The 21,337-nt window shown below is 64.2% G+C and carries 24 protein-coding genes and 1 riboswitch; of the genes, 10 read left to right on the plus strand and 14 right to left on the minus strand.

What is annotated here, in order from left to right; genetic code table 11:
- Positions 1-6 precede the first annotated feature (6 nt).
- Positions 7-1,035 (minus strand): thiamine ABC transporter substrate binding subunit, encoded by a 1,029-nt coding sequence (thiB, locus tag AC5J09_RS26780; protein WP_275597133.1) that lies wholly within the window; start codon positions 1,033-1,035, stop codon positions 7-9.
- Between the two features lie 48 nt (positions 1,036-1,083).
- Positions 1,084-1,198, minus strand: a riboswitch (TPP riboswitch).
- A 133-nt stretch (positions 1,199-1,331) separates the two neighbouring features.
- Between thiB and AC5J09_RS26785 the strand changes: the two genes are divergently transcribed.
- From AC5J09_RS26785 to AC5J09_RS26795, 3 genes are all read left to right on the plus strand, one after another.
- On the plus strand, positions 1,332-1,817 hold the full coding sequence (locus tag AC5J09_RS26785; RefSeq protein ID WP_494298971.1) for a GNAT family N-acetyltransferase: 486 nt from the start codon (positions 1,332-1,334) through the stop codon (positions 1,815-1,817).
- Positions 1,818-1,894: 77 nt separating this feature from the next.
- Complete coding sequence (locus AC5J09_RS26790; protein WP_494298972.1) at positions 1,895-2,545, plus strand: thiamine diphosphokinase; 651 nt, start codon at positions 1,895-1,897, stop codon at positions 2,543-2,545.
- 4 nt (positions 2,546-2,549) lie between these two features.
- The gene (locus tag AC5J09_RS26795) at positions 2,550-4,376 is read left to right on the plus strand and encodes an ABC-F family ATP-binding cassette domain-containing protein (RefSeq protein ID WP_494298973.1); all 1,827 of its coding nucleotides are present in this window, start codon (positions 2,550-2,552) and stop codon (positions 4,374-4,376) included.
- Between the two features lie 48 nt (positions 4,377-4,424).
- Here AC5J09_RS26795 and AC5J09_RS26800 read toward each other — a convergent pair whose 3' ends face one another.
- The 3 genes from AC5J09_RS26800 to rplS all read right to left on the minus strand — a co-directional run bounded on the left by AC5J09_RS26800 (position 4,425) and on the right by rplS (position 6,783).
- Positions 4,425-5,246, minus strand: coding sequence for an amino acid ABC transporter permease (locus AC5J09_RS26800; RefSeq protein WP_324762519.1), 822 nt, complete (start codon positions 5,244-5,246; stop codon positions 4,425-4,427).
- Positions 5,247-5,313: 67 nt separating this feature from the next.
- A complete protein-coding gene (locus AC5J09_RS26805) occupies positions 5,314-6,123 on the minus strand; it encodes a basic amino acid ABC transporter substrate-binding protein (protein ID WP_379938432.1) in 810 nt (269 codons plus the stop codon).
- Positions 6,124-6,249: 126 nt separating this feature from the next.
- On the minus strand, positions 6,250-6,783 hold the full coding sequence (rplS, locus tag AC5J09_RS26810; RefSeq protein WP_003529750.1) for a 50S ribosomal protein L19: 534 nt from the start codon (positions 6,781-6,783) through the stop codon (positions 6,250-6,252).
- Positions 6,784-7,067: 284 nt separating this feature from the next.
- Between rplS and AC5J09_RS26815 the strand changes: the two genes are divergently transcribed.
- A complete protein-coding gene (locus tag AC5J09_RS26815) occupies positions 7,068-7,814 on the plus strand; it encodes a sulfite exporter TauE/SafE family protein (protein ID WP_100672693.1) in 747 nt (248 codons plus the stop codon).
- Here AC5J09_RS26815 and trmD read toward each other — a convergent pair.
- The 5 genes from trmD to ffh form a co-directional block, all read right to left on the minus strand.
- Positions 7,796-8,500 carry a tRNA (guanosine(37)-N1)-methyltransferase TrmD gene (trmD, locus tag AC5J09_RS26820; RefSeq protein WP_494298974.1) on the minus strand — a complete coding sequence of 235 codons (705 nt, stop codon included), beginning with the start codon at positions 8,498-8,500 and terminating at the stop codon, positions 7,796-7,798. The two genes, AC5J09_RS26815 and trmD, sit on opposite strands and share 19 nt — an antisense overlap.
- A 10-nt stretch (positions 8,501-8,510) precedes the next feature.
- The gene (gene rimM / locus AC5J09_RS26825; protein WP_324762516.1) at positions 8,511-9,074 is read right to left on the minus strand and encodes a ribosome maturation factor RimM; all 564 of its coding nucleotides are present in this window, start codon (positions 9,072-9,074) and stop codon (positions 8,511-8,513) included.
- Between the two features lie 136 nt (positions 9,075-9,210).
- Positions 9,211-9,585 (minus strand): 30S ribosomal protein S16, encoded by a 375-nt coding sequence (gene rpsP / locus AC5J09_RS26830; RefSeq protein ID WP_018097407.1) that lies wholly within the window; start codon positions 9,583-9,585, stop codon positions 9,211-9,213.
- Positions 9,586-9,623: 38 nt separating this feature from the next.
- Complete coding sequence (locus AC5J09_RS26835) at positions 9,624-9,959, minus strand: chorismate mutase (RefSeq protein ID WP_003529740.1); 336 nt, start codon at positions 9,957-9,959, stop codon at positions 9,624-9,626.
- A gap of 12 nt (positions 9,960-9,971) precedes the next feature.
- Positions 9,972-11,513 (minus strand): signal recognition particle protein, encoded by a 1,542-nt coding sequence (gene ffh / locus AC5J09_RS26840; RefSeq protein ID WP_494298975.1) that lies wholly within the window; start codon positions 11,511-11,513, stop codon positions 9,972-9,974.
- A gap of 407 nt (positions 11,514-11,920) precedes the next feature.
- On the opposite strand from ffh, the gene AC5J09_RS26845 reads away from it, so the two are divergent.
- The 6 genes from AC5J09_RS26845 to AC5J09_RS26870 all read left to right on the plus strand — a co-directional run bounded on the left by AC5J09_RS26845 (position 11,921) and on the right by AC5J09_RS26870 (position 18,170).
- A complete protein-coding gene (locus AC5J09_RS26845; protein ID WP_494298976.1) occupies positions 11,921-12,937 on the plus strand; it encodes an MBL fold metallo-hydrolase in 1,017 nt (338 codons plus the stop codon).
- A 93-nt stretch (positions 12,938-13,030) separates the two neighbouring features.
- Complete coding sequence (gene dapF / locus AC5J09_RS26850) at positions 13,031-13,936, plus strand: diaminopimelate epimerase (protein ID WP_494298977.1); 906 nt, start codon at positions 13,031-13,033, stop codon at positions 13,934-13,936.
- On the plus strand, positions 13,933-15,207 hold the full coding sequence (gene mtaB, locus AC5J09_RS26855; protein WP_494298978.1) for a tRNA (N(6)-L-threonylcarbamoyladenosine(37)-C(2))-methylthiotransferase MtaB: 1,275 nt from the start codon (positions 13,933-13,935) through the stop codon (positions 15,205-15,207). The genes dapF and mtaB overlap by 4 nt, the downstream gene beginning before the upstream one ends.
- Positions 15,208-15,221: 14 nt before the next feature.
- Positions 15,222-16,853, plus strand: coding sequence for a signal recognition particle-docking protein FtsY (ftsY, locus tag AC5J09_RS26860; protein WP_494298979.1), 1,632 nt, complete (start codon positions 15,222-15,224; stop codon positions 16,851-16,853).
- 97 nt (positions 16,854-16,950) lie between these two features.
- A complete protein-coding gene (locus AC5J09_RS26865; protein WP_010970512.1) occupies positions 16,951-17,583 on the plus strand; it encodes a septation protein A in 633 nt (210 codons plus the stop codon).
- Positions 17,580-18,170 carry a DUF2585 domain-containing protein gene (locus tag AC5J09_RS26870; protein WP_494298980.1) on the plus strand — a complete coding sequence of 197 codons (591 nt, stop codon included), beginning with the start codon at positions 17,580-17,582 and terminating at the stop codon, positions 18,168-18,170. The genes AC5J09_RS26865 and AC5J09_RS26870 overlap by 4 nt, the downstream gene beginning before the upstream one ends.
- Positions 18,171-18,277: 107 nt before the next feature.
- Here AC5J09_RS26870 and AC5J09_RS26875 read toward each other — a convergent pair whose 3' ends face one another.
- From AC5J09_RS26875 to ccmA, 5 genes are read right to left on the minus strand one after another with little or no spacing between them, the layout of a single operon-like run.
- Positions 18,278-18,886: a DsbE family thiol:disulfide interchange protein gene (locus AC5J09_RS26875; protein WP_324762509.1), complete on the minus strand. Its 609-nt coding sequence runs from the start codon at positions 18,884-18,886 to the stop codon at positions 18,278-18,280.
- A complete protein-coding gene (gene ccmD / locus AC5J09_RS26880) occupies positions 18,883-19,059 on the minus strand; it encodes a heme exporter protein CcmD (protein WP_018097399.1) in 177 nt (58 codons plus the stop codon). The genes AC5J09_RS26875 and ccmD overlap by 4 nt, the downstream gene beginning before the upstream one ends.
- Positions 19,056-19,826 carry a heme ABC transporter permease gene (locus AC5J09_RS26885; RefSeq protein ID WP_324762508.1) on the minus strand — a complete coding sequence of 257 codons (771 nt, stop codon included), beginning with the start codon at positions 19,824-19,826 and terminating at the stop codon, positions 19,056-19,058. Before AC5J09_RS26885 ends, ccmD begins: the two co-directional genes overlap by 4 nt.
- Before the next feature lie 59 nt (positions 19,827-19,885).
- Positions 19,886-20,545: a heme exporter protein CcmB gene (gene ccmB / locus AC5J09_RS26890; protein ID WP_338283715.1), complete on the minus strand. Its 660-nt coding sequence runs from the start codon at positions 20,543-20,545 to the stop codon at positions 19,886-19,888.
- Complete coding sequence (gene ccmA / locus AC5J09_RS26895) at positions 20,542-21,165, minus strand: heme ABC exporter ATP-binding protein CcmA (protein WP_494298981.1); 624 nt, start codon at positions 21,163-21,165, stop codon at positions 20,542-20,544. The genes ccmB and ccmA overlap by 4 nt, the downstream gene beginning before the upstream one ends.
- Positions 21,166-21,337 lie beyond the last annotated feature (172 nt).

The raw sequence follows: 21,337 nt of genomic DNA on the forward strand, positions 1-21,337 counted from the left end.
CCGGCCTCAGTTCCGGCTCATGGCGGCCAGCCATTCGTCGACCCAGGCCTTGCGATTGGCGGCGACCTCCTCGGAGGGAATGAGGAGCGTCTTTTGCGGGTCGACGAGCTTGCTGAAGGCTTCAGGCAGCGGCTCCTTGGTCGCGGTCACCGGCATCATCCAGTTGGTCGTCGGGATGATCGACTGGAATTCCGGACCGATCATGAAGGTCAGGAAGTTCCGGGCGAGTTCCGGGTCCTTCGCGTTCTTCGTCAATGCGGCGACTTCGATCTGGATATAGTGGCCTTCGGCGAAGGGGGCCGCCTGGTAGCGCTCGGTGTTCTCCGCCACCATGTGATAGGCGGGCGAGGTGGTGTAGGAGAGAACCATCGGGGCCTCGCCCTTCGTGAAGAGACCATAGGCTTCCGACCAGCCCGGCGTGACCGTCAGCACGCGGTCCTTGAGCTTCGCCCAGGCCTGGCCGGCCTGGTCGCCATAGACCGACTTCACCCACAGCAGGAGGCCGAGGCCGGGGGTTGAGGTCCGGGGGTCCTCGATGACGATCTTCTGCGACGGATCGCCCTCGACCAGTTCCTTGAGGCTCTTCGGTGGATCCTTCAGCGTCTCGGTGTCGTAGACGACGGCGAAATGGCCGTAGTCATACGGTATGAAGGTGTCGTCGGAGAAGCCGCCCGGGACCTTGACGGAAGCGGTATCGGCGCCGTGTTGCGCGAAGAAGCCGGTCGCCTTCGCCTCCGCCACCAGATTGGTGTCGAGACCGAGTACGATGTCGGCCTTGGATGCCTGACCTTCGAGCTTCAGCCGCGTCAGGAGTTCGACCCCGTCGGCAACCCCTACATAGTCGACCTTGCAGTCGCAGGTCTTCTCGAACGCTTCCGCCACCTTGGCGCCCGGCCCCCATTCGGTGATGAAGCTCTCATAGGTATAGACCGTCAGGGTTTTTTCCGCGGCCGCCGCGCTCACGGAAAATGCCGCGATCGAAGCTGCGGCGATCGCAAGCCGGCCAAGGATTTTTCGATGGAGTGAACTAGACATTCTGGCACCTCTCCCTTTGTTGTTGCTGCAATGGGAAAAGCGCGTATCGGTCCGATCGCTTCTAATCCCTCCGCCGGTATGAGCCGGATCAGGTTCCGCGGGTTGGCTCGAAGCCTCTCAGCCACGGTCGCAAAAGCCGACCAGGGCACCCCGTTAGAGCAGCAAGAGATTTAGCTTCCGGCGACGGCTTAGGCAAGCTGAGTTTCAGCAGGGGCGTTTGCCGTCCGCGTCAGCCGCGCTATTAAAAGTCAAACAATTACCGGCGTCGTTTGTTCGCCGAAAGCGGAGACAATTTCATGCCAGACATGCTCGTCCGCCTCTATGCCTTGCCCGAGGGCCGCCCATCGCGTCTCGACCCCGACATCCGCATCCGCCGGGCGCTTGCGGCCGAGCGGCGTGCCGTCATTCCCTGGATCGAGGAGCGCTTCGGGGCCGGGTGGGCCGGCGAGGCCGAAACCGCCTTCTCCTCGACGCCGACGCGCATCCATATCGCTCACCATCGGGATCGGATCGTGGGCTTCGCCTGCCATGACGCAACCGCGCTCGGCTTCTTCGGTCCGACCGGAGTCGACGCGACCATGCGCGGCAAGGGCATCGGCGAGGCCCTGCTCGTCGAAAGCCTGCTATCCATGCGCGCCGCCGGCTATGCCTATGCGATCATCGGCGGCGTCGGCCCTGCCGAATTCTATGCCCGCGCGGTGGGTGCGGTGGAGATCGCCGGGTCGACGCCCGGCATCTACAACGGCATGCTCTTTCCCGGGGATCCGGCGTCCGGAACCTGATCCGCGCAGCATGCGTTCGCAAAACAGCAGCCGGAGCCCTTTTCCTTCGCCGCTGCTTTGCGCTATGGGCTTCTGCCATGACCCGATCACCCTTCACCATCCTGCTCGGCGGCGCGCTGACGCCGACAGACCGGCTTGCTCGACAGCTCGAAGGCAGCCGCTTCGTCGCCGCCGACGGCGGCATGCGTCATGCAAGGACGCTGGGGATCGTTCCCGATCTCTGGGTCGGCGATTTCGATTCCACCGATGAGGCGCTTCTAGCGGAGTTTGCCGGCGTCCCGCGCGAACGCCATCCAGCTGCCAAGAACGCGACCGACGGGGAGATCGCCGTCGAGGCAGCCCTCGAGCGTGGCGCGACCTCGCTCGTCTTCGCGGGCGGACTCGGCGGCGCGCGCAGCGACCATGCTTTCCTGCATCTCCTCGGTACCGTCGCGCTTGCCCAGAGCGGCGTTGCGGTGATGATGACCTCCGGCGAGGAGGAGGCCTATCCGCTGCTGCCCGGCTCGCAGGAGATCGAGGTGCCGAAAGGCAGCCTCTTCTCGATCCTCGGCTTTGCGGACCTTGACGGTCTTTCGATCGAGAACGTGCGCTATCCGCTGAAGGATTTTCATTTGCCCTTCGGCTCGTCGCGCACCATTTCGAACATCGCGGATGGCACGGTCCGCTTGACCCTGAAATCCGGCCGGGCCGTCGTTCTCGCCCGCCCCTATGATCTTTCCGGAGCCTGATGCCTTGGCGCCTCCCATTCTGAAGCTTGACGACATTCTACTGACCTTCGGCGGCACGCCGCTGCTTGCGGGTGCGGGCCTGCAGGTCGAGCCCGGCGATCGCATCTGCCTCGTCGGCCGCAATGGTTCCGGCAAATCGACGCTGATGAAAATCGCCGCCGGGCTTGCAGAACCCCAGTCGGGCGAGATCTTCAGGCATCCATCGGTGACGATCCGCTACCTGCACCAGGCGCCCGATTTCGACGGCTTCGATACGGTTCAGGCCTATGCCGAAGCCGGACTTGGGCCAGGCGACGATCCCTACCGGGTCGCCTACCTGCTGCAGCATCTGGGGCTGACCGGGGAGGAAGAGCCGACGCGCCTTTCCGGCGGCGAGGCGCGTCGTGCCGCCCTTGCCCGTGTGCTTGCCCCGGAACCCGACATTCTGCTTCTCGACGAGCCGACGAACCATCTCGATCTGCCGACGATCGAGTGGCTGGAAGACGAGCTCGTCCGCAGCCGTTCGGCGCTGGTGCTGATCTCGCACGACCGTCGCTTCCTCGAAAAGGTGTCGACGGCGACCGTCTGGCTGGACCGCGGCCAATCGCGCCGCCTCGATCGCGGCTTCGCGCATTTCGAGGCCTGGCGCGACGAGGTGCTGGAGGCGGAAGAGCTCGAGCAGCACAAGCTCGGTAAGGCGATCGAACGCGAAGAGCACTGGCTGCGCTACGGCGTGACCGCAAGGCGCAAGCGCAACATGCGTCGGCTCGGGGAGCTGCAGGACATGCGGGCCCGCCATCGCGGGCACAAGGGGCCGCAGGGTACGGTCCAGGCCACCGTTGCCGACGCCAGGGAATCGGGCAAGCTCGTCATCGAGGCGGAAAAGATCACCAAGGCCTATGGCGATCGCACGATCGTCGCGCCGTTCTCGATCCGTGTCCACCGCGGCGACCGCATCGGCCTCGTCGGGCCGAACGGCGCCGGCAAGACGACGCTGCTGAAGCTCCTGACCGGTCAGCTCGCGCCGGACACGGGCAGCGTCAAGCTGGGCACCAATTTGGAGATCGCCACGCTCGACCAGAAACGCGAGGAACTGAACCTCGACGAGACGCTGGCGCATTATCTGACCGACGGGCGCGGCGAGACCCTCCTCGTCAATGGCGAGCAGCGCCATGTCACCGGCTACATGAAGGAATTCCTCTTCCAGCCGGAGCAGGCGCGAACGCCCATCCGCGATCTGTCCGGCGGCGAACGCGCGCGTCTCATGCTCGCCCGCATCCTGGCACGCCCGACCAACCTCCTGATCCTCGACGAACCGACCAACGATCTCGATATCGAGACGCTGGATCTGCTGCAGGAGATCGTTGCCGGATTTTCCGGAACGGTGATCCTGGTCAGCCACGACCGCGATTTCCTCGACCGGACGGTGACCTCGACCATCGCGCCGGCCAACCCGGAGGCGCCCGATGGTCGCTGGATCGAATATGCCGGCGGCTACTCCGACATGATGGCGCAGCGCCGCGGCGCAGTCGAGGAAAGGCGCCGGAGCGAAAAAGCCGAAAAGGCCAGATCGAGCGGCGCCTCCCCCTTGCCGAGCGAACCTCAGAAGGCGAAAGGCAAGCTCTCCTTCAAGCAGAAATTCGCACTCGAGAACCTGCCGAAGGAGATTGCCAGATCGGAGGCGGAGATCGCGAAGCGAGAAGAGAAGATGGCGGATCCGGCCCTATTCTCGCGCGACCCGAACGGCTTTGCCAGGCTCGCCGCCGAGCTCGAGAAGCTCAGGACGGACCTCACGCGCATGGAAGAGGAATGGCTCGAACTGGAAATGCTGCGCGAGGAAATCGAGGGCTGAGCGGGCGGAACTGTGACGGCAGCGTTGGGGGTGCAGTACCCCTTCTGCCTACCGGACTTGCGACCGCCTCAACCGCCGCTCGACCGCCCGAAGGGCCAGCGACAGTCCTATCGTCAGCACGAGATAGACATAGGCGACGATGGAATAGGTCTCGAAGAAGCGGAAGGAGCCCGAGGCATAGACCTTGCCCATCTGGGTGATGTCGGCGACGCCGAGCACCGAGACGAGGGAGGAATCCTTGACCATCGCCACGAAGTCGTTGCCGAGCGGCGGCAGGATGACGCGGATCGCCTGCGGAAAGACGACGAGGCGAAAGCGCTGGTAGCGGGAGAGCCCGAGCGCCTTTGCCGCCTCCACCTGGCCCTTGTCGACCGACTGGATGCCGGCGCGGAAGACTTCGGCGATGAAGGCCGAATAGCCGATCATCAGCGCCATGATTGCCCGCCACATCAGCGACACGTCGCGAACGACGAACGGCTCGATCCAGCCCGCCGAAATCAGCGGCGCCGACAGGAAATTCGCGATCGTCACCAGGGCAGGCGCGCCGACGAAGGCGATATAGAACAGCAGCACGAGGATCGGTACGCCGCGGATGACTTCCGTATAGAAGCGCGCGATCTGACGCAGGACCACGTGCTCGGAAAGCGCCATTAGGGCCACGCCGAGGCCGAGCACCGTTGCGAGCACGAATCCGACGAGAGTGACGAAAACGGTGACGCCCAAACCCTTCAGGACGACGGTGAACACCTGCGTGAAGATATCATTGGCGGCGATGACGACGGCCAGTGCCGCAGCGATCACGAGAAGGGCGATAAGCCACCAAGGATAATCGCCCTTCCCGGAAGTGTCGGATGATTGGATCGGCGTCATTGCAATTCCAATAAGGGGAAGCGGGACATGGGCGGAAAGCCGCCCATGTGTTTATCCCGTTCCGCGGTCAGCCGCCCATCTTGTAGTCGAGGAACCACTTCTTGTTGAGCGCGTCGAAGGTGCCGTCCTCCTTGAGCGCCTTTATGGCGGCATTGACCGGCGCCACGAGTTCCGATCCCTTCGGGAAGATGAAGCCGAAATCCTCGGTGCCGAGCGGCTCGCCGACCACCTTGAGCTGGCCCTCGGAGGAGTCGACATAACCCTTGGCCGCGACACTGTCGGTCAAGACCAGATCGACGTCGCCGGCCTTCAGCGCCTGCACCGTCGCACCGAAGGTTTCGAACAGCTTGATGCGCGGGTTCTGCTCGTTGCCGTCGAGAACCTCGTAGACGGCCGTGTAGAAAGGCGAAGTGCCGGGCTGGGCGCCGACCAGACCGCTTTCGAGCGCGGCGAAGCTCTTGGCGTCGTCGAACCGGGTCTCGTCGCCGCGCACCAGCATGAACTGCTGCGAGCGCATATAGGGATCCGAAAAATCGACCTTCTCCTTGCGGTCGTCCTTGATGGTGATTCCGGTCATGCCGATCTGGTATTGACTGTCGGAAACCGCCTGGATCATCGCGTCCCAGCTCGTGTTCTGATACTCGACCTTGAAATTCAAGCGCTTGGCGATTTCGTTCATCGCGTCATATTCCCAACCGATGGCCTGGCCGGATTTCGGATCGACGAACTGCAGCGGCGGATAGGCGTTCTCCGTCACCACGACGACCGTCTTGCCACCGAGGTCGGGCAGGTCGCTGGCGAAAACGGGCGCCGGGACTGCGAATGGAACGGCAAGAACTGCGGCAATGCCCGCAAGCACGCGGCGAAGAATTGTCATTGAGGAACTCCCAGATTGTGGCGACAGAAAATGTCATAAAATCTATGGGGAACACAAGCGGCCGATAACCAAAAAGAAAGGCGGCCCGAGGGCCGCCTTTCCGCACAACTCTGAAGAGTTGAAAACTTATTCTGCTGCAGCTTCCGCAGCCTTTGCTTCTTCCGCCGCCTTTGCCTCAGCGGCTTCGGCTGCTGCCTTCTCGGCGGCCAGAGCCTGGGCGGCTGCGACCTTTTCAGCCTCGATGCGTGCCTTCTCCTCGACAACGGCCTGACGTTCGGCGTCGTTCAGCTTGCGGGCGCGGGTGCCGGTGTTCTCGACGATACGAGCCGACTTGCCGCGGCGGTCGCGCAGATAGTAAAGCTTGGCGCGGCGGACCTTACCGCGGCGAACCACATCGACGCTCTCGACGAGCGGGGAGTAGACGGGGAATACGCGCTCGACGCCTTCACCGTAGGAAATCTTGCGAACGGTGAAGCTCTCGTTGATGCCGCCGCCGGAGCGGGCGATGCAGACGCCTTCGTAAGCCTGTACGCGGGTGCGGTTGCCTTCGACAACGCGTACATTGACGCGGACGGTGTCGCCCGGGGAGAATTCGGGAAGGGTGCGCTTTGCGGCGATCTTGGCGGCCTGTTCGGCTTCCAGCTGCTGGATGATGTTCATCGGTCTAACCTTTGCGTTTTTCTGAAACAGCCAGAGCGCTCTCTATCGGCCTGTCGGACTTTCCTTCAGGCCTTGCCGCATTTGCGGCAGGAGCGTATTCGCCATTCTTTGTTGACGGTCGACGGGCAAGGAACCCGAACCGGGCCGGCACATACACCATATGACCGGCCTTGTCATCCCCGAAAGCGGATTTTGTCGCGCGCGCTTCAAGAATGCCCCTCCCCACGGACTTGCGGTCGACCGCGCCACCGGCTATCCCGATTCACACGTTTCGGGAGAAAGCCATGACGTTGCTCCAGGCCTTTTTGCTCTTCGTCGCCGGCTTCCTGTCCGGCGTCGTCAATGCCATTGCCGGTGGCGGCACCTTCCTGACTTTCGGAGCGATGACGCTTGGCGGGCTCCCGCCGATCGTCGCCAACGCGACCTCGTCCATCATCCAGTTCCCCGGCTATATCACGTCGACGCTTGCCTATGCCAAAGAGATTCGCGCCGACCGGAAGAACGCCATCGTCCTCGGCATCATTTCGGCGATCGGCGGGCTCGCCGGCGCCCTCCTGCTTCTGTCGCTCTCCAATCCGGCCTTCCGTGCGATGGTGCCCTGGTTGCTGATCGCGGCAACGGCGATCTTCGCCGCCGGCCCCCTCCTGAAGCCGAAGGCGCGCAGTGACGAGCATCGCATCGGACCGCTGGGCGTTGCGAGCCAGCTGGCGACCTCCGTCTATGGCGGCTTTTTCGGCGCCGGCATGGGCATCATGATGCTCGCCGTGCTCGGACTTGCCACCGGCGGCGGCTATCACCGGCTGAATGCACTCAAGAACTTCATCTCCATCGTCATCGCCGCAATCGCCATCGTGGTTTTCGCTGCGGGCGGCGTCGTCTCCTGGCTGCATGCGGCAATCATGGTGCCGGGCGCGGCGCTTGGCGGCTACATGGGCGTCTGGGCGGCACGACGCGTTCCGCAGGCGGTTATCCGAGCCGTGGTGGTGGCGGTGGGCCTGTTGCTCGCGGCCTATTATTTCTTCACGGGCTGAGCCGGATCGCGCTCCAGAAGATCCGGCCGGCGTTCCGCCGTCAGCCGGCGCGCCGCCGCTTCCCGCCATTGCGCAATGGCCGCGTGGTTGCCGGAGGTGAGGACGGCCGGGATTTCGTGACCTTCGAAGATCTGGGGACGCGTGTAGTGGGGGTGTTCGAGGAGCCCTCCCTCGAAGCTCTCGTGGACGCCTGACAGCTGATTGCCCATCACGCCCGGCAGGATACGCACCACGGCGTCGAGCAGAACGAGTGCTGCCGGCTCGCCGCCGGAAAGAATGTAGTCGCCGATCGAGACTTCCTCGAGTTCACGCGTGTCGATGACCCGCTGGTCGACGCCCTCGAAACGTCCGCAAACGATGACAGCGCCGGGACAGGCGGCCAGCGCCCGCACCCGTTCCTGTGTCAGCGGCCGCCCGCGCGGGCTCATCAGAAGCCGCGGCCGCCCGTCGTCTGCAGCGACATGATCGATGGCGCGGGCAAGAACGTCGGGCTTCAATACCATTCCGGCACCGCCGCCCGCCGGCGTATCGTCGACGGTGCGGTGCTTGTCACCGGCAAAGTCGCGAATCTGCACGGCCTCCATCGACCAGTCTCCGCGCTCCAGCGCCTTTCCGGCGAGCGAAACGCCGAGGTGCCCCGGAAACATCTCCGGATAGAGCGTCAGGACGGTCGCGCGAAAGGGCATTGCCTTGAGCTCACTTGCGCTTGGTCGGAAAGGGCTTGCCAGGCCCGCTCTTCTCGTCGTCGACGAGGCCGGCGGCGGTCGGGTCGATGACGAGCTTGCCCGCTTCGAGATCGATTTCGAGTACCGACCATTCCGTGAAGGGAATAAGCACCGGCCTGAGGCCCGGGCCTTTCAGTTCGAGGAGATCGCCAGCGCCGAAATCGAAGACGCCGGTCACCGAACCATAGCTCTTTCCGGTGCGATCGACCGCTTCCAGGCCCTCGAGGTCTGCGTAGAAGAATTCGTCCTCGTCGAGATCGTCGTCGGGGAGATTGTCGCGCTCGATGAAGAGTTCGAGACCGTTGAGCGCTTCGGCAGCAGTCCGATCGTTGACGCCCCGAAACCGCACGACGACGACGTTCTTGGCCTCGCGGATTTCAAGCACCTCGAAGACGCGCCCGTCCTCGCTGTGGAGCTTGCCATAGTCGCCGAGTGCAGCCGGATCGTCGGTGAAGGACTTTACCCGCACCTCGCCGCGCAGCCCTTGCGCCGCGCCGATCGTCGCCATCAGGACAGGGTTCTTCAGCTGTGTCATCGTCGGGCATCCAGGGTGAACTTGCTGCATGTCTCCCGAACCACATCGGGATGAGAACATGCGATTTTCCGGTGCACATAAAGCAAAACGGGCGGCATGGAAATGCCGCCCGTTCTCAATGCCATTCCGCCGGAAATTATTCCGCGGCAGCTTCCGCAGCCGCAGCGGCTGCTTCTTCCGCCTTCTGCTTGGCTTCAGCGGCACGTTCCTGTGCCTTCTTGCCGGGCAGCGCCTTGGTCGGGTTGTTGCGGGCCGGACGCTTGGCAAGGCCGGCCTGGTCGAGGAAGCGCATGACGCGGTCGGTCGGCTGGGCGCCCTGGGCGATCCAGTGCTGAACGCGCTCGGCGTTCAGTTCGATGCGCTTTTCGTCGTCCTTGGCAAGCATCGGGTTCCAGGAGCCGAGCTTTTCGAGGAAGCGGCCGTCACGCGGGCTGCGCGCGTCGGCAACGACGATCTGGTAATAGGGACGCTTCTTGGAACCGCCGCGGGCGAGACGAATTTTCAGTGCCATTTCAATTTACTCCTTGCAGGCTTTCTTGACCGCTTGACTCAAGCGGAATGGGTGGTGCCGGCGCTGCCCGCGTTCTGCGAGCAATCGGCGGCGATGGCTTCATGATGCCGGATGACTTCCTTGATGATGAAGTTCAGGAACTTCTCGGCGAAATCCGGATCCAGATTGGCGTCTTTCGCCAGGTGGCGGAGGCGTTCGATCTGGTATTCTTCGCGCGCCGGATCGGCCGGCGGCAGCTGGTGCTTGGCCTTGAGCACGCCAACCGCCTTGGTGCAGCGGAAGCGTTCGGCCAGCATGTGGACGAGCGCGGCATCGATATTGTCGATCGACTGCCGGTAGCTCGCCAATTCCTCTTTGATCTCGGGATCAAGCATTCGTCGCGATCCTCACTTCTTCTTCGGTAGGCCGGGGAGGCCGGGAAAACCGCCGCCCAGACCGGGCAAACCACTGCCAAGGCCAGGCAGGCCGCCGCCGGGCTTGCCGAGACCGGCGGCTTGGGCCTGCTTCTGCAGGGCCTCGAGCTGCTTCGGATCCATTTTCGAAAGATCGGGCATTCCGCCCCCCAGGCCGCCGAGGCCCATCTTGCCGGCGAGCCCGCCCATCATCTGCTTCATCATGCCGCCTTTGCCCTTGCCGCCCATCATCTTCATCATGTCCGCCATCTGGCGGTGCATTTTCAGAAGCTTGTTGATGTCGGAGGCATCGGTGCCGGAGCCGCTGGCGATGCGCTTCTTGCGCGAATGTTTGAGAATATCGGGATTGGCGCGCTCCGCCCTGGTCATCGAGGAGATGATCGCGAGCTGGCGCTTGAAGAGCGAGTCATCCAGGCCGGCGGCGGACATCTTGTCCTTCATGCCGGCCATGCCGGGCATCAGACCCATGATGCCGCCCATGCCGCCCATCTTCTGCATCTGCTGCAGCTGATCGGCGAGGTCGTTGAGGTCGAACTTGCCCTTGGCCATCTTGGCGGCCATGGCGGCCGCCTTTTCGGCGTCGATGTTCTCCGCCGCCTTTTCGACGAGCGAGACGATGTCGCCCATGCCGAGGATGCGGTCGGCGACACGGCGCGGATGGAACTCCTCGAGTTCGTCCATCTTCTCGCCGACGCCGATGAGCTTGATCGGCTTGCCCGTGACGGCGCGCATGGAGAGCGCCGCACCGCCCCGGCCGTCGCCGTCCATGCGCGTGAGCACCAGGCCAGTGATGCCGACGCGTTCGTCGAAGTTGCGGGCGAGGTTGACGGCGTCCTGTCCGGTCAGCGCATCGGCGACCAGCAGGATCTCATGCGGGTTGGATTTCCGCTTGATCTCCGCCATCTCGATCATCAGCGGCTCGTCGATATGGGTGCGGCCTGCGGTGTCGAGGATGACGATGTCGTGGCCGCCGAGCTTGGCCGCCTGCACGGCGCGCGCAGCGATATCGGTCGGCGACTGGCCGGCGATGATCGGCAGCGTATCGACGCCGGTCTGCACGCCGAGCTGGCGCAACTGTTCCTGCGCGGCCGGGCGGCGGGTATCGAGCGAGGCCATCAGGACCTTCTTCTTGTCCCGCGCGGTCAGCCGCTTGGCGATCTTGCCGGTCGTCGTCGTCTTGCCCGAGCCCTGCAGGCCGACCATCATGATGACGACCGGAGCCGCCGCATTGAGATCGATCGTGACGCCCTCGGAGCCGAGCATCGCTATGAGCTCGTCATGAACGATCTTGACGACCATTTGGCCGGGCTTGATCGACTTTACGATTTCGGCGCCGACCGCCTTTTCGCGAACCTTCTCCGTGAAGGACCGCACCACATCGAGCGCCACGTCCGCTTCGAGCAGCGCACGGCGAACCTCCCGAAGCGCTGCGGAAACATCGGCTTCCGACAGGGCGCCGCGGCCGGTCAGTCCATTCAATATGGAACCAAGACGGTCCTGGAGGCTCTCGAACATATTCTCTTCCTTCTTGTCTCCGGATTGCGATAGATCGGCTCGTCCGGAAACGTGGGTCCCTTCGCGCGGAAAACAAGGCGCAAAGCCAAAAACCACCCGAGGGCGCAGCGCGCTGTCGGGTGTTGACCTCCGGGCTCTCTTTATACCTTTGCGGGGCCCGGTCGGTGGCTTCGGAAGTCATCACTTGCGAAGGAATTCGCCGCGATAAACAGGAAACCGGGAGAAAAGTCAAGGATCGACCGCGGAGACGCTGCGCTCGGGCTCCACCTATGATCCCACACGCGAGCAGGACCACCACCTCCGTCCGGTCGCATCATCAGGAAATTGTCGGCCGCTCCTGCCCGAGCCCTGTGATCCGGCGGCAAATGCGCCTATTTCTCTGCAGGTGTCCCTCAACCGAGGCAGCGATGAAGAAAAGCGGCAATCCCTACTATAGCGGGCCCGTTTCGGACCACTTCGACGGCATTCGCTTCTACAATCCGGGCGGCACACCGCCGCGCGGCTTCGCCGACCTCCTGCGCTGGCAGTCCGGCGGTGGACGCGAGCAATGGCCGCGCCACTATGACAGCCCCTTTCCGCAGGCGAGGCCGGATACCAGTGTCGACGGCGAGCGGCTCCGCGTCACCATGGTCGGTCACGCAACGCTGCTGATCCAGGTCGCGGGCCTCAACATCCTGACCGACCCGGTCTGGTCGCATCGCGCCAGCCCCTTTACGTTTGCCGGACCCCGCCGCCGCAACCCGCCAGGCATTCTCATGGACGACCTGCCGCGGATCGATATCGTGCTCGTCACCCATAACCACTACGACCACCTCGATCTCGCCACGCTCGGCTCGCTCCACACCAAGCACGCGCCGCATCTCGTAACGCCGCTCGGCAACGACACGATCATTCGCCGCGCCGTCGCGGGTGCCGAGATTTCCGTCGTCGACTGGGGCGACCGGCTCGACCTCGGTGATGGCGTCGTCATTCATGCGGAGCCATGCCACCATTGGTCGGCTCGCCGCTCGAACGACCGGCGCATGGCGCTCTGGGCCGCCTTCGTTATCGAGACGCCGGCCGGCAAGATCTATCATGTCGGCGACACAGGTTTTCACGACGGCATCAATTATCGTGCGGCGCGGGAAAAACACGGATGCTTCCGCCTCGCCAACCTGCCCTTCGGCAGCTACGAGCCACGCTGGTTCATGGCCTCTCAGCACCAGAATCCGGAAGAGGCGGTCCTGGGCATGGTCGCCTGCGGCGCCGAATACGTGGCGGGTCACCATTGGGGCACCTTCCGGTTGACCAACGAGGGGGTCGAGGAGCCGCTCCGGGCGCTGGAGACTGCGCTCGCCAAGCACGGTATCGGTCAAAACCGTTTCCGGGCGCTGCGACCGGGAGAAGTCTTCGACGTCCCTCTCCCGCCGATGGCACGGGAATGACGCCGGCACTGGTAATTTCCGGGCTTTTCCGCCATATACAGCCCGAATGAAGGGCGCCTCCGAAGCGGGGGCCAGCGTTTGGACAGTCGCGACATGGCCGATCAGGTGCAATTTGCCAGGATGAACGGGCTTGGAAACAAGATCCTGGTGGTCGACATGCGCGGGCGCAAGGACCGCGTGACGCCGCAGGCGGCGATCGCGCTCAATGCCGACCCGGCGACCGAGTTCGACCAGATCATGGCCATTCATGACCCGAAGTCTGCCGGGACCGATGCCTGGATCGACATCGTCAATTCCGACGGGTCGATGGCCCAGGCCTGCGGCAACGGCACCCGCTGCGTCGTCCAGGCGCTTGCGGCCGAGACCGGCAGGAAAGCCTTCCTCTTCCATACGGTCGCGGGCCTTCTCGAAGCCAAGGAACACGACGACGGCACGATCTCGGTCGATATGGGAAAGCCCCGTTTCGGCTGGGACCAGATCCCGCTCGCGGAGGAATTCCACGACACGCGGCGCATCGAGCTGCAGATCGGGCCCATCGATGCGCCCGTGCTGCACTCTCCCTCGGTCGCCTCCATGGGCAATCCGCATGCGATCTTCTGGGTCGAGAACGATGTGTGGAGCTACGAGCTCGACCGGTTCGGACCACTCCTCGAGAACCATCCGATCTTCCCCGAGCGCGCCAATATCTCGATCGCGCGCATCCGCTCCCGCCAGGAGATGGACCTTCGGACCTGGGAGCGCGGCGCCGGTCTGACGCTTGCCTGCGGCTCGGCCGCCTGTGCCGCCGCCGTCAGCGGTGCGAGAACCGGCCGGACGGAGCGGATGGTCACCGTGCACGTGCCCGGCGGTCCGCTCAAGATCGAATGGCGCGAGCGCGACGACCACGTCATCATGACGGGGCCGGCCGAATGGGAATGGTCCGGCACCGTCGATCCCGTCACCGGCATCTTTGCACGCAATGAGCCGGAGAGCGGCGACAACGGAGCGAGAGCCCTTTGAGCGGGGTCGAGGTCATAACCTTCGGCTGCCGGCTAAACACCTATGAGTCGGAAGTGATGCGGGCGGAGGCCGAAAAGGCGGGGCTGAACAACGCCATCCTCGTCAATACCTGCGCAGTCACCGCCGAGGCCGTGCGCCAGGCCCGACAGGCGATCCGCCGGGCGCGGCGCGAAAATCCGCACGCCCGTATCATCGTCACCGGCTGCGCCGCCCAGACCGAGAAGGAAACCTTCGCCGAAATGGCGGAGGTGGACGCGGTGCTCGGCAACGAGGAGAAGCTCAGGAGCGCTTCCTATCGCTCGCTGCCGGATTTCGGCGTCTCGGCCGAAGAGAAACTCCGTGTCAACGACATCATGAGCGTGCGCGCCACCGCGCCGCAGATGGTGAAGCACATAGACGGGCACGTGCGCGCCTTCATACAGGTGCAGAACGGCTGCGACCACCGCTGCACCTTCTGCATCATTCCCTATGGCCGCGGCAATTCGCGCTCCGTGCCGATGGGCGCCGTCGTCGACCAGGCGAGACGCCTTGCCGAAAGCGGCTATCGCGAGATCGTTCTGACCGGGGTCGACGCCACGAGCTACGGCGCCGATCTGCCCGGAACGCCGACCCTCGGGCTTCTGGCGAAGACCCTGCTGAAACAGGTGCCGGAAATCCTCCGCCTGCGGCTTTCCTCCATCGACAGCATCGAGGCGGACGGCCACCTCCTCGACCTCATCGCCGAGGAGCCGCGCTTCATGCCGCATCTGCATCTTTCGCTGCAGCACGGAGACGACCTGATCCTGAAGCGCATGAAGCGGCGGCATTCGAGCGCCGATGCGCGCGCCTTCTGCGACGAGGTCCGGCGCCTGCGCCCCGAGATCAGCTTAGGCGCGGACATGATCGCCGGATTTCCGACCGAGACCGAGCCGATGTTCGAGAACGCCATGCGGCACGCCGAGGATTGCGGCATCGCGCATCTTCACGTCTTCCCCTATAGCCCGCGCCCCGGCACCCCGGCCGCCCGCATGCCGCAACTCGACCGCGCGCTTGTCAAGGAGCGTGCCGCGCGCCTGCGTGCGAAGGGGGCGGAGCTTCATGCGGGCCACCTCGAGGGCATGATCGGCAGCAGCCAGACGATCCTTGTGGAAATGAACGGTCTGGCCCATACGGAAAACTTCACGCTCGTAGATGCGGCCGGCCTTGAGCCGCGGTCGCTTGTGACGGTCGGAATCACCGGCCACAATGGCAAGCATCTGACGATCGAGCGCAAACAGATGGCTGCGGCCTGACAGCGGACATTCCCATGGCGATTGGTTTCATCAAGAAGATCTTCTCCTTCGGCAAGGATGCCGTCGAAGAGAAACCGGCGCCGCCGCAGGAGACGGCCGCTGCCGATGAGGTCGCGGTAACCCCCCCTGTCCCTTCGGGAGAACAGGGCGGGACCCAGGCACCGGTCGAGGAAGATCGTAGTGCAGCCGAGGTAACGGAAGCTAGCACGGACGATCGCGATGTTTCCTTCGCGCCAGACACGCCAACGGCCGAAACCACGCGTGAGGAAGGGCCAGTAAGCACTGCTGCCACCGCAGATGAAAACACTGTGGAGCAGGGCGAGAGCGTCCCGCATCCGATCTCCCCCCTTGCGGGGGAGATGCCCGGCAGGGAAGAGGAGGGTGAGCGGCCTTCCGAACACCCAACGACTGTCGACGAGCTCTCGGCACCCGCCTCTGTCCCTTCGGGAGAGCAGGAAGAGCACGAAGCCGCCATCGCAGCCGACGTCGAAGAGGCGGAGATTGACGCAGACGACCGTGCGGAAGGCACAGGCTCTTCGGCAGATGAAACGGCAGCGCCGGAGGACGAGAGCGTGCGTCTCCCAATCCTCCCCCTCGCGGGGGAGATGCCGGGGAGGGCAGAGGGGGGTGAGCCTCCATCCGAGCCCCTGGCACCCAGCCTTCCCAAAGGCTTCGCCGCCGCCGAGAGGCGCCCCACGGAAGAAGCGCCCGCCCCGCAAGCCAAGCTCAACTGGTACCAGCGCCTTCGCCTGGGCCTTGCGCGCACCTCGTCGCAACTCACCGGCCAGATCGCCAGCCTCTTCACCAAGCGCAAGCTCGACGAGGCGACGCTGCAGGACCTCGAGGACCTGCTGATCCAGGCGGACCTCGGCGTCGAGACGGCGATGCGCGTCACCGACACGCTCGCCTCGGAGCGCTATGGCAAGGATGTGTCCGGCGAGGACGTTTCGCGCATCATGGCCGGCGAGATCACCAAGGTGCTGGCGCCCGTCGCCAAGCCGCTGGAACTCGATCTCAGCCACAAGCCGCACGTGATCCTCGTCGTCGGCGTCAACGGAACCGGCAAGACGACGACGATCGGCAAGCTTGCGGCAAAGCTTTCCGGCGCGGGACTTAAGGTCATGCTGGCCGCCGGCGATACTTTCCGGGCGGCGGCGATCGAGCAGCTGAAGATCTGGGCCGAACGGACGAAATCCGAAATCGTCTCCTCGAAGCTCGGCGCCGATGCGGCCGGGCTTGCCTACGAGGCGTTCCAGCGTGCCCGCGAGCAGAAGGCGGACGTGCTGATCATCGACACCGCCGGACGGCTGCAGAACAAGGCCGAACTGATGGCGGAGCTCGAAAAGATCGTGCGCGTTCTCGGAAAACTCGATCCGGACGCGCCGCATACGGTGCTGCAGACGCTCGACGCGACGACAGGGCAGAACGCCCTGCAGCAGGTCGAGATATTCCGCAACGTCGCCGGCGTCAGCGGCTTGATCATGACCAAGCTCGACGGCACTGCACGCGGCGGCATTCTGGTGGCGATCTCCGCCAAGCACAAGCTGCCGGTTTACTTCATCGGTGTCGGCGAAGGGATCGAGGACCTCGAACCGTTCGAAGCCAAGGACTTCGCCGAGGCGATCGCCGGCGTTGCTGCTCCTTGACGAAGCGGAGGAGGTTTGCGCCAAAACCGCGGTTGATATGGTTTTGCCGCAATCCTGATGCTATGAGCGGCAGAAGATGACAGAACAGGATCCGCACATGTCGACGATCGAGGCCGCCAAGCCGAAGACAGAGGTAAGCCCGCTGCTCAAGCTCGTGCTGGAACTCGGCCCCCTGATGGTCTTCTTCTTCGCCAATTCGCGGGGCGAGTGGCTGGCTGGCCGTTTTCCCGCGCTGGCGGAGCTCGGCGGGCCGATCTTCATCGCGACCGGCCTGTTCATGGCGGCAACGGCGGCGGCGCTGATTGCTTCCTGGATCATGACGCGCACGCTGCCGATGATGCCGCTCGTTTCCGGCATCGTCGTCTTCGTCTTCGGCGCGCTGACGCTCTGGCTGCAGAACGACACCTTCATCAAGATGAAGCCGACCATCGTCAACACGCTCTTCGGCGCGATCCTGCTCGGCGGCCTCCTCTTCGGCAAATCGCTGCTCGGCTACGTCTTCCACGCCGCCTTCAAGCTGGACGAGGAGGGATGGCGGAAGCTGACGATCCGCTGGGGCGTGTTCTTCCTGTTCCTCGCCGTGCTCAACGAGGTGATCTGGCGCTCCTTCTCGACGGACTTCTGGGTGGCTTTCAAGGTCTGGGGCACCATGCCGATCACCATCCTCTTCACGCTCGCCCAGATGCCGCTGATCATGAAGCATTCGCTCGAACAGGATAGCGCGGAGTGACGATCGCGGCCGCCTCGCAGGACAAGCAGCGACGAGCGGCGCTCTGGTTGCTTGCCTGCCTCGGCGTGCTGGCAATCCAGGTCCTCGTGCAGCACCTGATGGGGCGGCTTTGGATCTGCGAATGCGGCTACATCAAGCTCTGGGAAGGCGTCGTCAAATCCAGCGGTAACTCCCAGCACCTTTCCGACTGGTACACGCCATCCCATGTCATCCACGGCTTTCTCTTCTACGGCCTCGGTCACCTTCTCATGCGCGGCAAACCCTGGAGCGCCCGCCTGCTTCTCGCGACCGTGATCGAGTCCGCCTGGGAGATCGTCGAGAACACGCCGGTGGTGATCAACCGTTACCGGGCCGCGACGATCTCGCTCGACTATTTCGGCGACAGCATCCTGAATTCGGCCATGGATACGCTCGCCATGGCTGTCGGCTTTCTCATCGCCTTGCGGCTGCCGGTCGCAGCCACGGTCGCGATCGCCATCGTTTTCGAACTCTTCACCGGCTATATGGTGCGCGACAACCTGACGCTCAACGTGCTGATGCTGGTCTGGCCGCTCGATGCGGTGAAGGCTTGGCAGGCGGGGGGTTAGCCGCTCCTTCGATAGGGAAGTCAGGTGGTTCAGGAGGCGCCGCGTGTCTCCTTCGCCCCGCTTGCGGGGAGAAGGTGGCCGGCAGGCCGGATGAGGGCAGTCGCGGCCTACGAGCCCGCAAGCGCCTTCTCGATCGCCGGCAGCAGCCCTTCCCTGAGGCTCTTTTCGTCGAAGGGGCCGGCACGCTTGTAGAGGATCGTGCCGTCGGCGGCGACGAGGAAGGATTCCGGGATGCCGTAGACGCCCCAGTCTATCGCCGCCTTTCCGTTCGGATCGACGCCGATTGCAGAGAAAGGGTTGCCGAGTTCGCCGAGGAAGCGCAGCGCGTTTTCGTTCCGGTCCTTGTAGTTGATGCCGACGACGGTGAGGCGCGGGTCTTTCGACAGCTCAAGAATGATCGGATGCTCCTGCCGACAGGGCACGCACCAGGAAGCCCAGACATTGACGAGCGTGAGCTTGCCCTTGACCGCCGTGTCGTCGAGAGCCGGCATGGGTTCGCCCGATGGCGTTGCAGCCCCTTCGAGCGGCGGCATGGCGAGCATCGGCGCCTTGGTGCCGATCAGCGCCGAGGGGATTTCGCTGACGTCCCTGCCGGAGTTCAACTGGCTCCAGAAGATGAGTGCGAGCACCGCGAAGATGAGGAGCGGAAGCGCCGCCATGAGATAGCGGAGGGCTCCGGGCCTGCGCTCGTCCTGCGGCGTCTCAGCGTTCGTCATTTGCCCCCTCCGGCCGGCAGTTCCGCGGAGCGGCGGCGGATCCCGGCGGCCTCGAGCTGCTGCAATTCGCGCCTGCGGGCGCGGCCGTCGGTGAGGACCCAGAGGATGAGTCCGGCTACCGTGGCGGCGGCAACCGCGTAGCTGGCAATGACATAGGCGGCATGGCTCATCATGGCGAAAGCTGCTCCCGGCCGGCATTGCGCGCCGCTTGGCGCCTGAGCGAGGCCACGCGGCGGCGCCAGATCTCGTTGCGCATGGCGGCGATATGCAGGGTGAAGAACAGGAGCGTGAAGGCGATCGCCATGACGATGAGCGGCCGCAGGAATTCCGGATCGATCGTCGGCCCGTCGAGGCGCATGACGCTTGCAGGCTGATGCAGCGTGTTCCACCATTCGACCGAGAACTTGATGATCGGGATGTTGACGAAACCGACGAGGATAAGCACGGCCGAGACGCGCGCCGATCGGCTCGGCTCATCCATGGCGCGGTTCAGCGCGATCAGCCCTAGATACATGAGGAAAAGCACGAAGACCGAGGTCAGCCGCGCATCCCAGACCCACCAGGTGCCCCACATCGGCTTGCCCCAGAGCGAGCCGGTGACGAGAGCCAGAAAGGTGAAGCAGGCGCCGATCGGCGCTGCGGCTCTTGCCGAGACGTCGGCGAGCGGATGACGCCAGACGAGCGTGCCGAGTGCGGAGATCGCCATGACCGTGTAGCACATCATGGAAAGCCAGGCCGAAGGCACATGCACATACATGATGCGCACCGTCTCGCCCTGCTGGTAGTCGCCCTCGGTGGTGAAGGAGAGCCAGAGCCCGGCCGCAAAGACGAGCAGCGTGAGAGCAGCAAGCCAGGGCAGCACGCGATCCGTCAGCGCCAGGAACCGGGTAGGGTTGGCGAGATCGCTGAATTTCCGAATGGCCAGGCTGCTTTCACTCATGACGGTTCTTTAACGCGGAAGGCCGGCTTCCGCAATTCATCCTAAGGTGCCGGGTCTCCTCAGTCGGCCGAGTGCCTGAGTGCCGCCGCGGCCGCCACTGGTCCGATCACCGCGAAGAACAGGGTTATCGCCATCAATATCATGAAAGGCGGCAGAAACGGGGCCGGATCCTCGATCGCCGCATAGACCGCGCTGACGCCGAAGATGAGCACCGGTATGGCAAGCGGCAGGACGAGGATCGAGACGAGCAGCCCGCCGCGCGGCAGCGCCACCGCGACAGCAGCGCCGACCGCGCCGATGAAGGTTATCGCTGGCGTCCCCGCGAGCAGGGTGACCATGGTGGCTCCGATGGCGCCTTCGTCCATGTTCATGAACAGTCCGAGAAAGGGCGAGGCGATCACCAGCGGCAGGCCGGTGGCGGTCCAATGAGCGGCGCACTTGACGAGAACGGCTAGGAGCAAGGGCGTCTCCTGCATCATGATGAGGTCGAGCGAACCGTCCTCGCGCTCCGCCTGAAAGAGCCTGTCGAGGCCGAGCAGCGACGCGAGCAGCGCGCCGATCCAGAGGATCGCCGGGCCGATGCGGGCGAGCAGGTTCAGATCGGGGCCGACGCCGAAGGGGATGACCGCGACGACCGTCATGAAGAAAAGCACGCCGATCATCGCGCCGCCGCCGGCGCGCACCGAAAGCTTGAGATCCCGGAAGTAGAGCGCGATCAATGGACGAATCCCGTCATTTCAAGGCTTTTCGCCCCCGCGAATCCAAGCGGCTGGTGGGTGGCCGCGACGACGACGCCGCCGCGGGCGAGATGGGCGGCGACCAGTCCGGCAAAAAGCCTGTCGGCGCTGACGTCGAGCGCCGCCGTCGGCTCGTCGAGAAGCCAGATGGGCCGGAAGGCGACAATGAGCTTCGCCATGGCCATGCGCCGCTGCTGGCCGGCGGAAAGATAGCCGAAGGGCAGATGAATGATGTCGGCGAGCCCCACTGCCTCCGCCGCTTCGAGGAGGCCGATGCCGGAGCCGCCCGGCGAATCGCCAAGGAAGCGCTGCCAGAAGGTGAGGTTTTCCTCCACCGTCAGCTCGCGCTTCATCGCGTTGCGGTGGCCGAGATAGTGGCTGAGTTCGCGCGGATGTTCGTATCCCGATGGGCCGTCCTCCAGCCGGACGCGGCCCGATTCCGGCTCGAGGAGCCCCGCCAGGACGCGCAGGAGGGTCGACTTGCCGGCACCGTTCGGACCCGTTACCACAAGCGCCTCGCCGGCAGCCAGCGCGAACGAAATATCGTTGAAAATCAGGTCCTCGCCGCGCCTTGCACTCAAACCTTCAGCCATGAGGCGCATGAATTTCCAGCTTCCCTTGACGTGTCTTTTCGCGGAGCAAAAAAAGTTCCGATTGAACCTTGGTTGGTCTGGCACGATTTGGAGAAATTATCTATAAGGCGGCCAACACGCCAGCGGTCGGCGTGAATTTCATCCTAGCGCCGAACATGGAACGAGCTTCCACGTACGGACA

The sequence above is a fragment of the Sinorhizobium sp. genome (genome assembly GCF_059070375.1).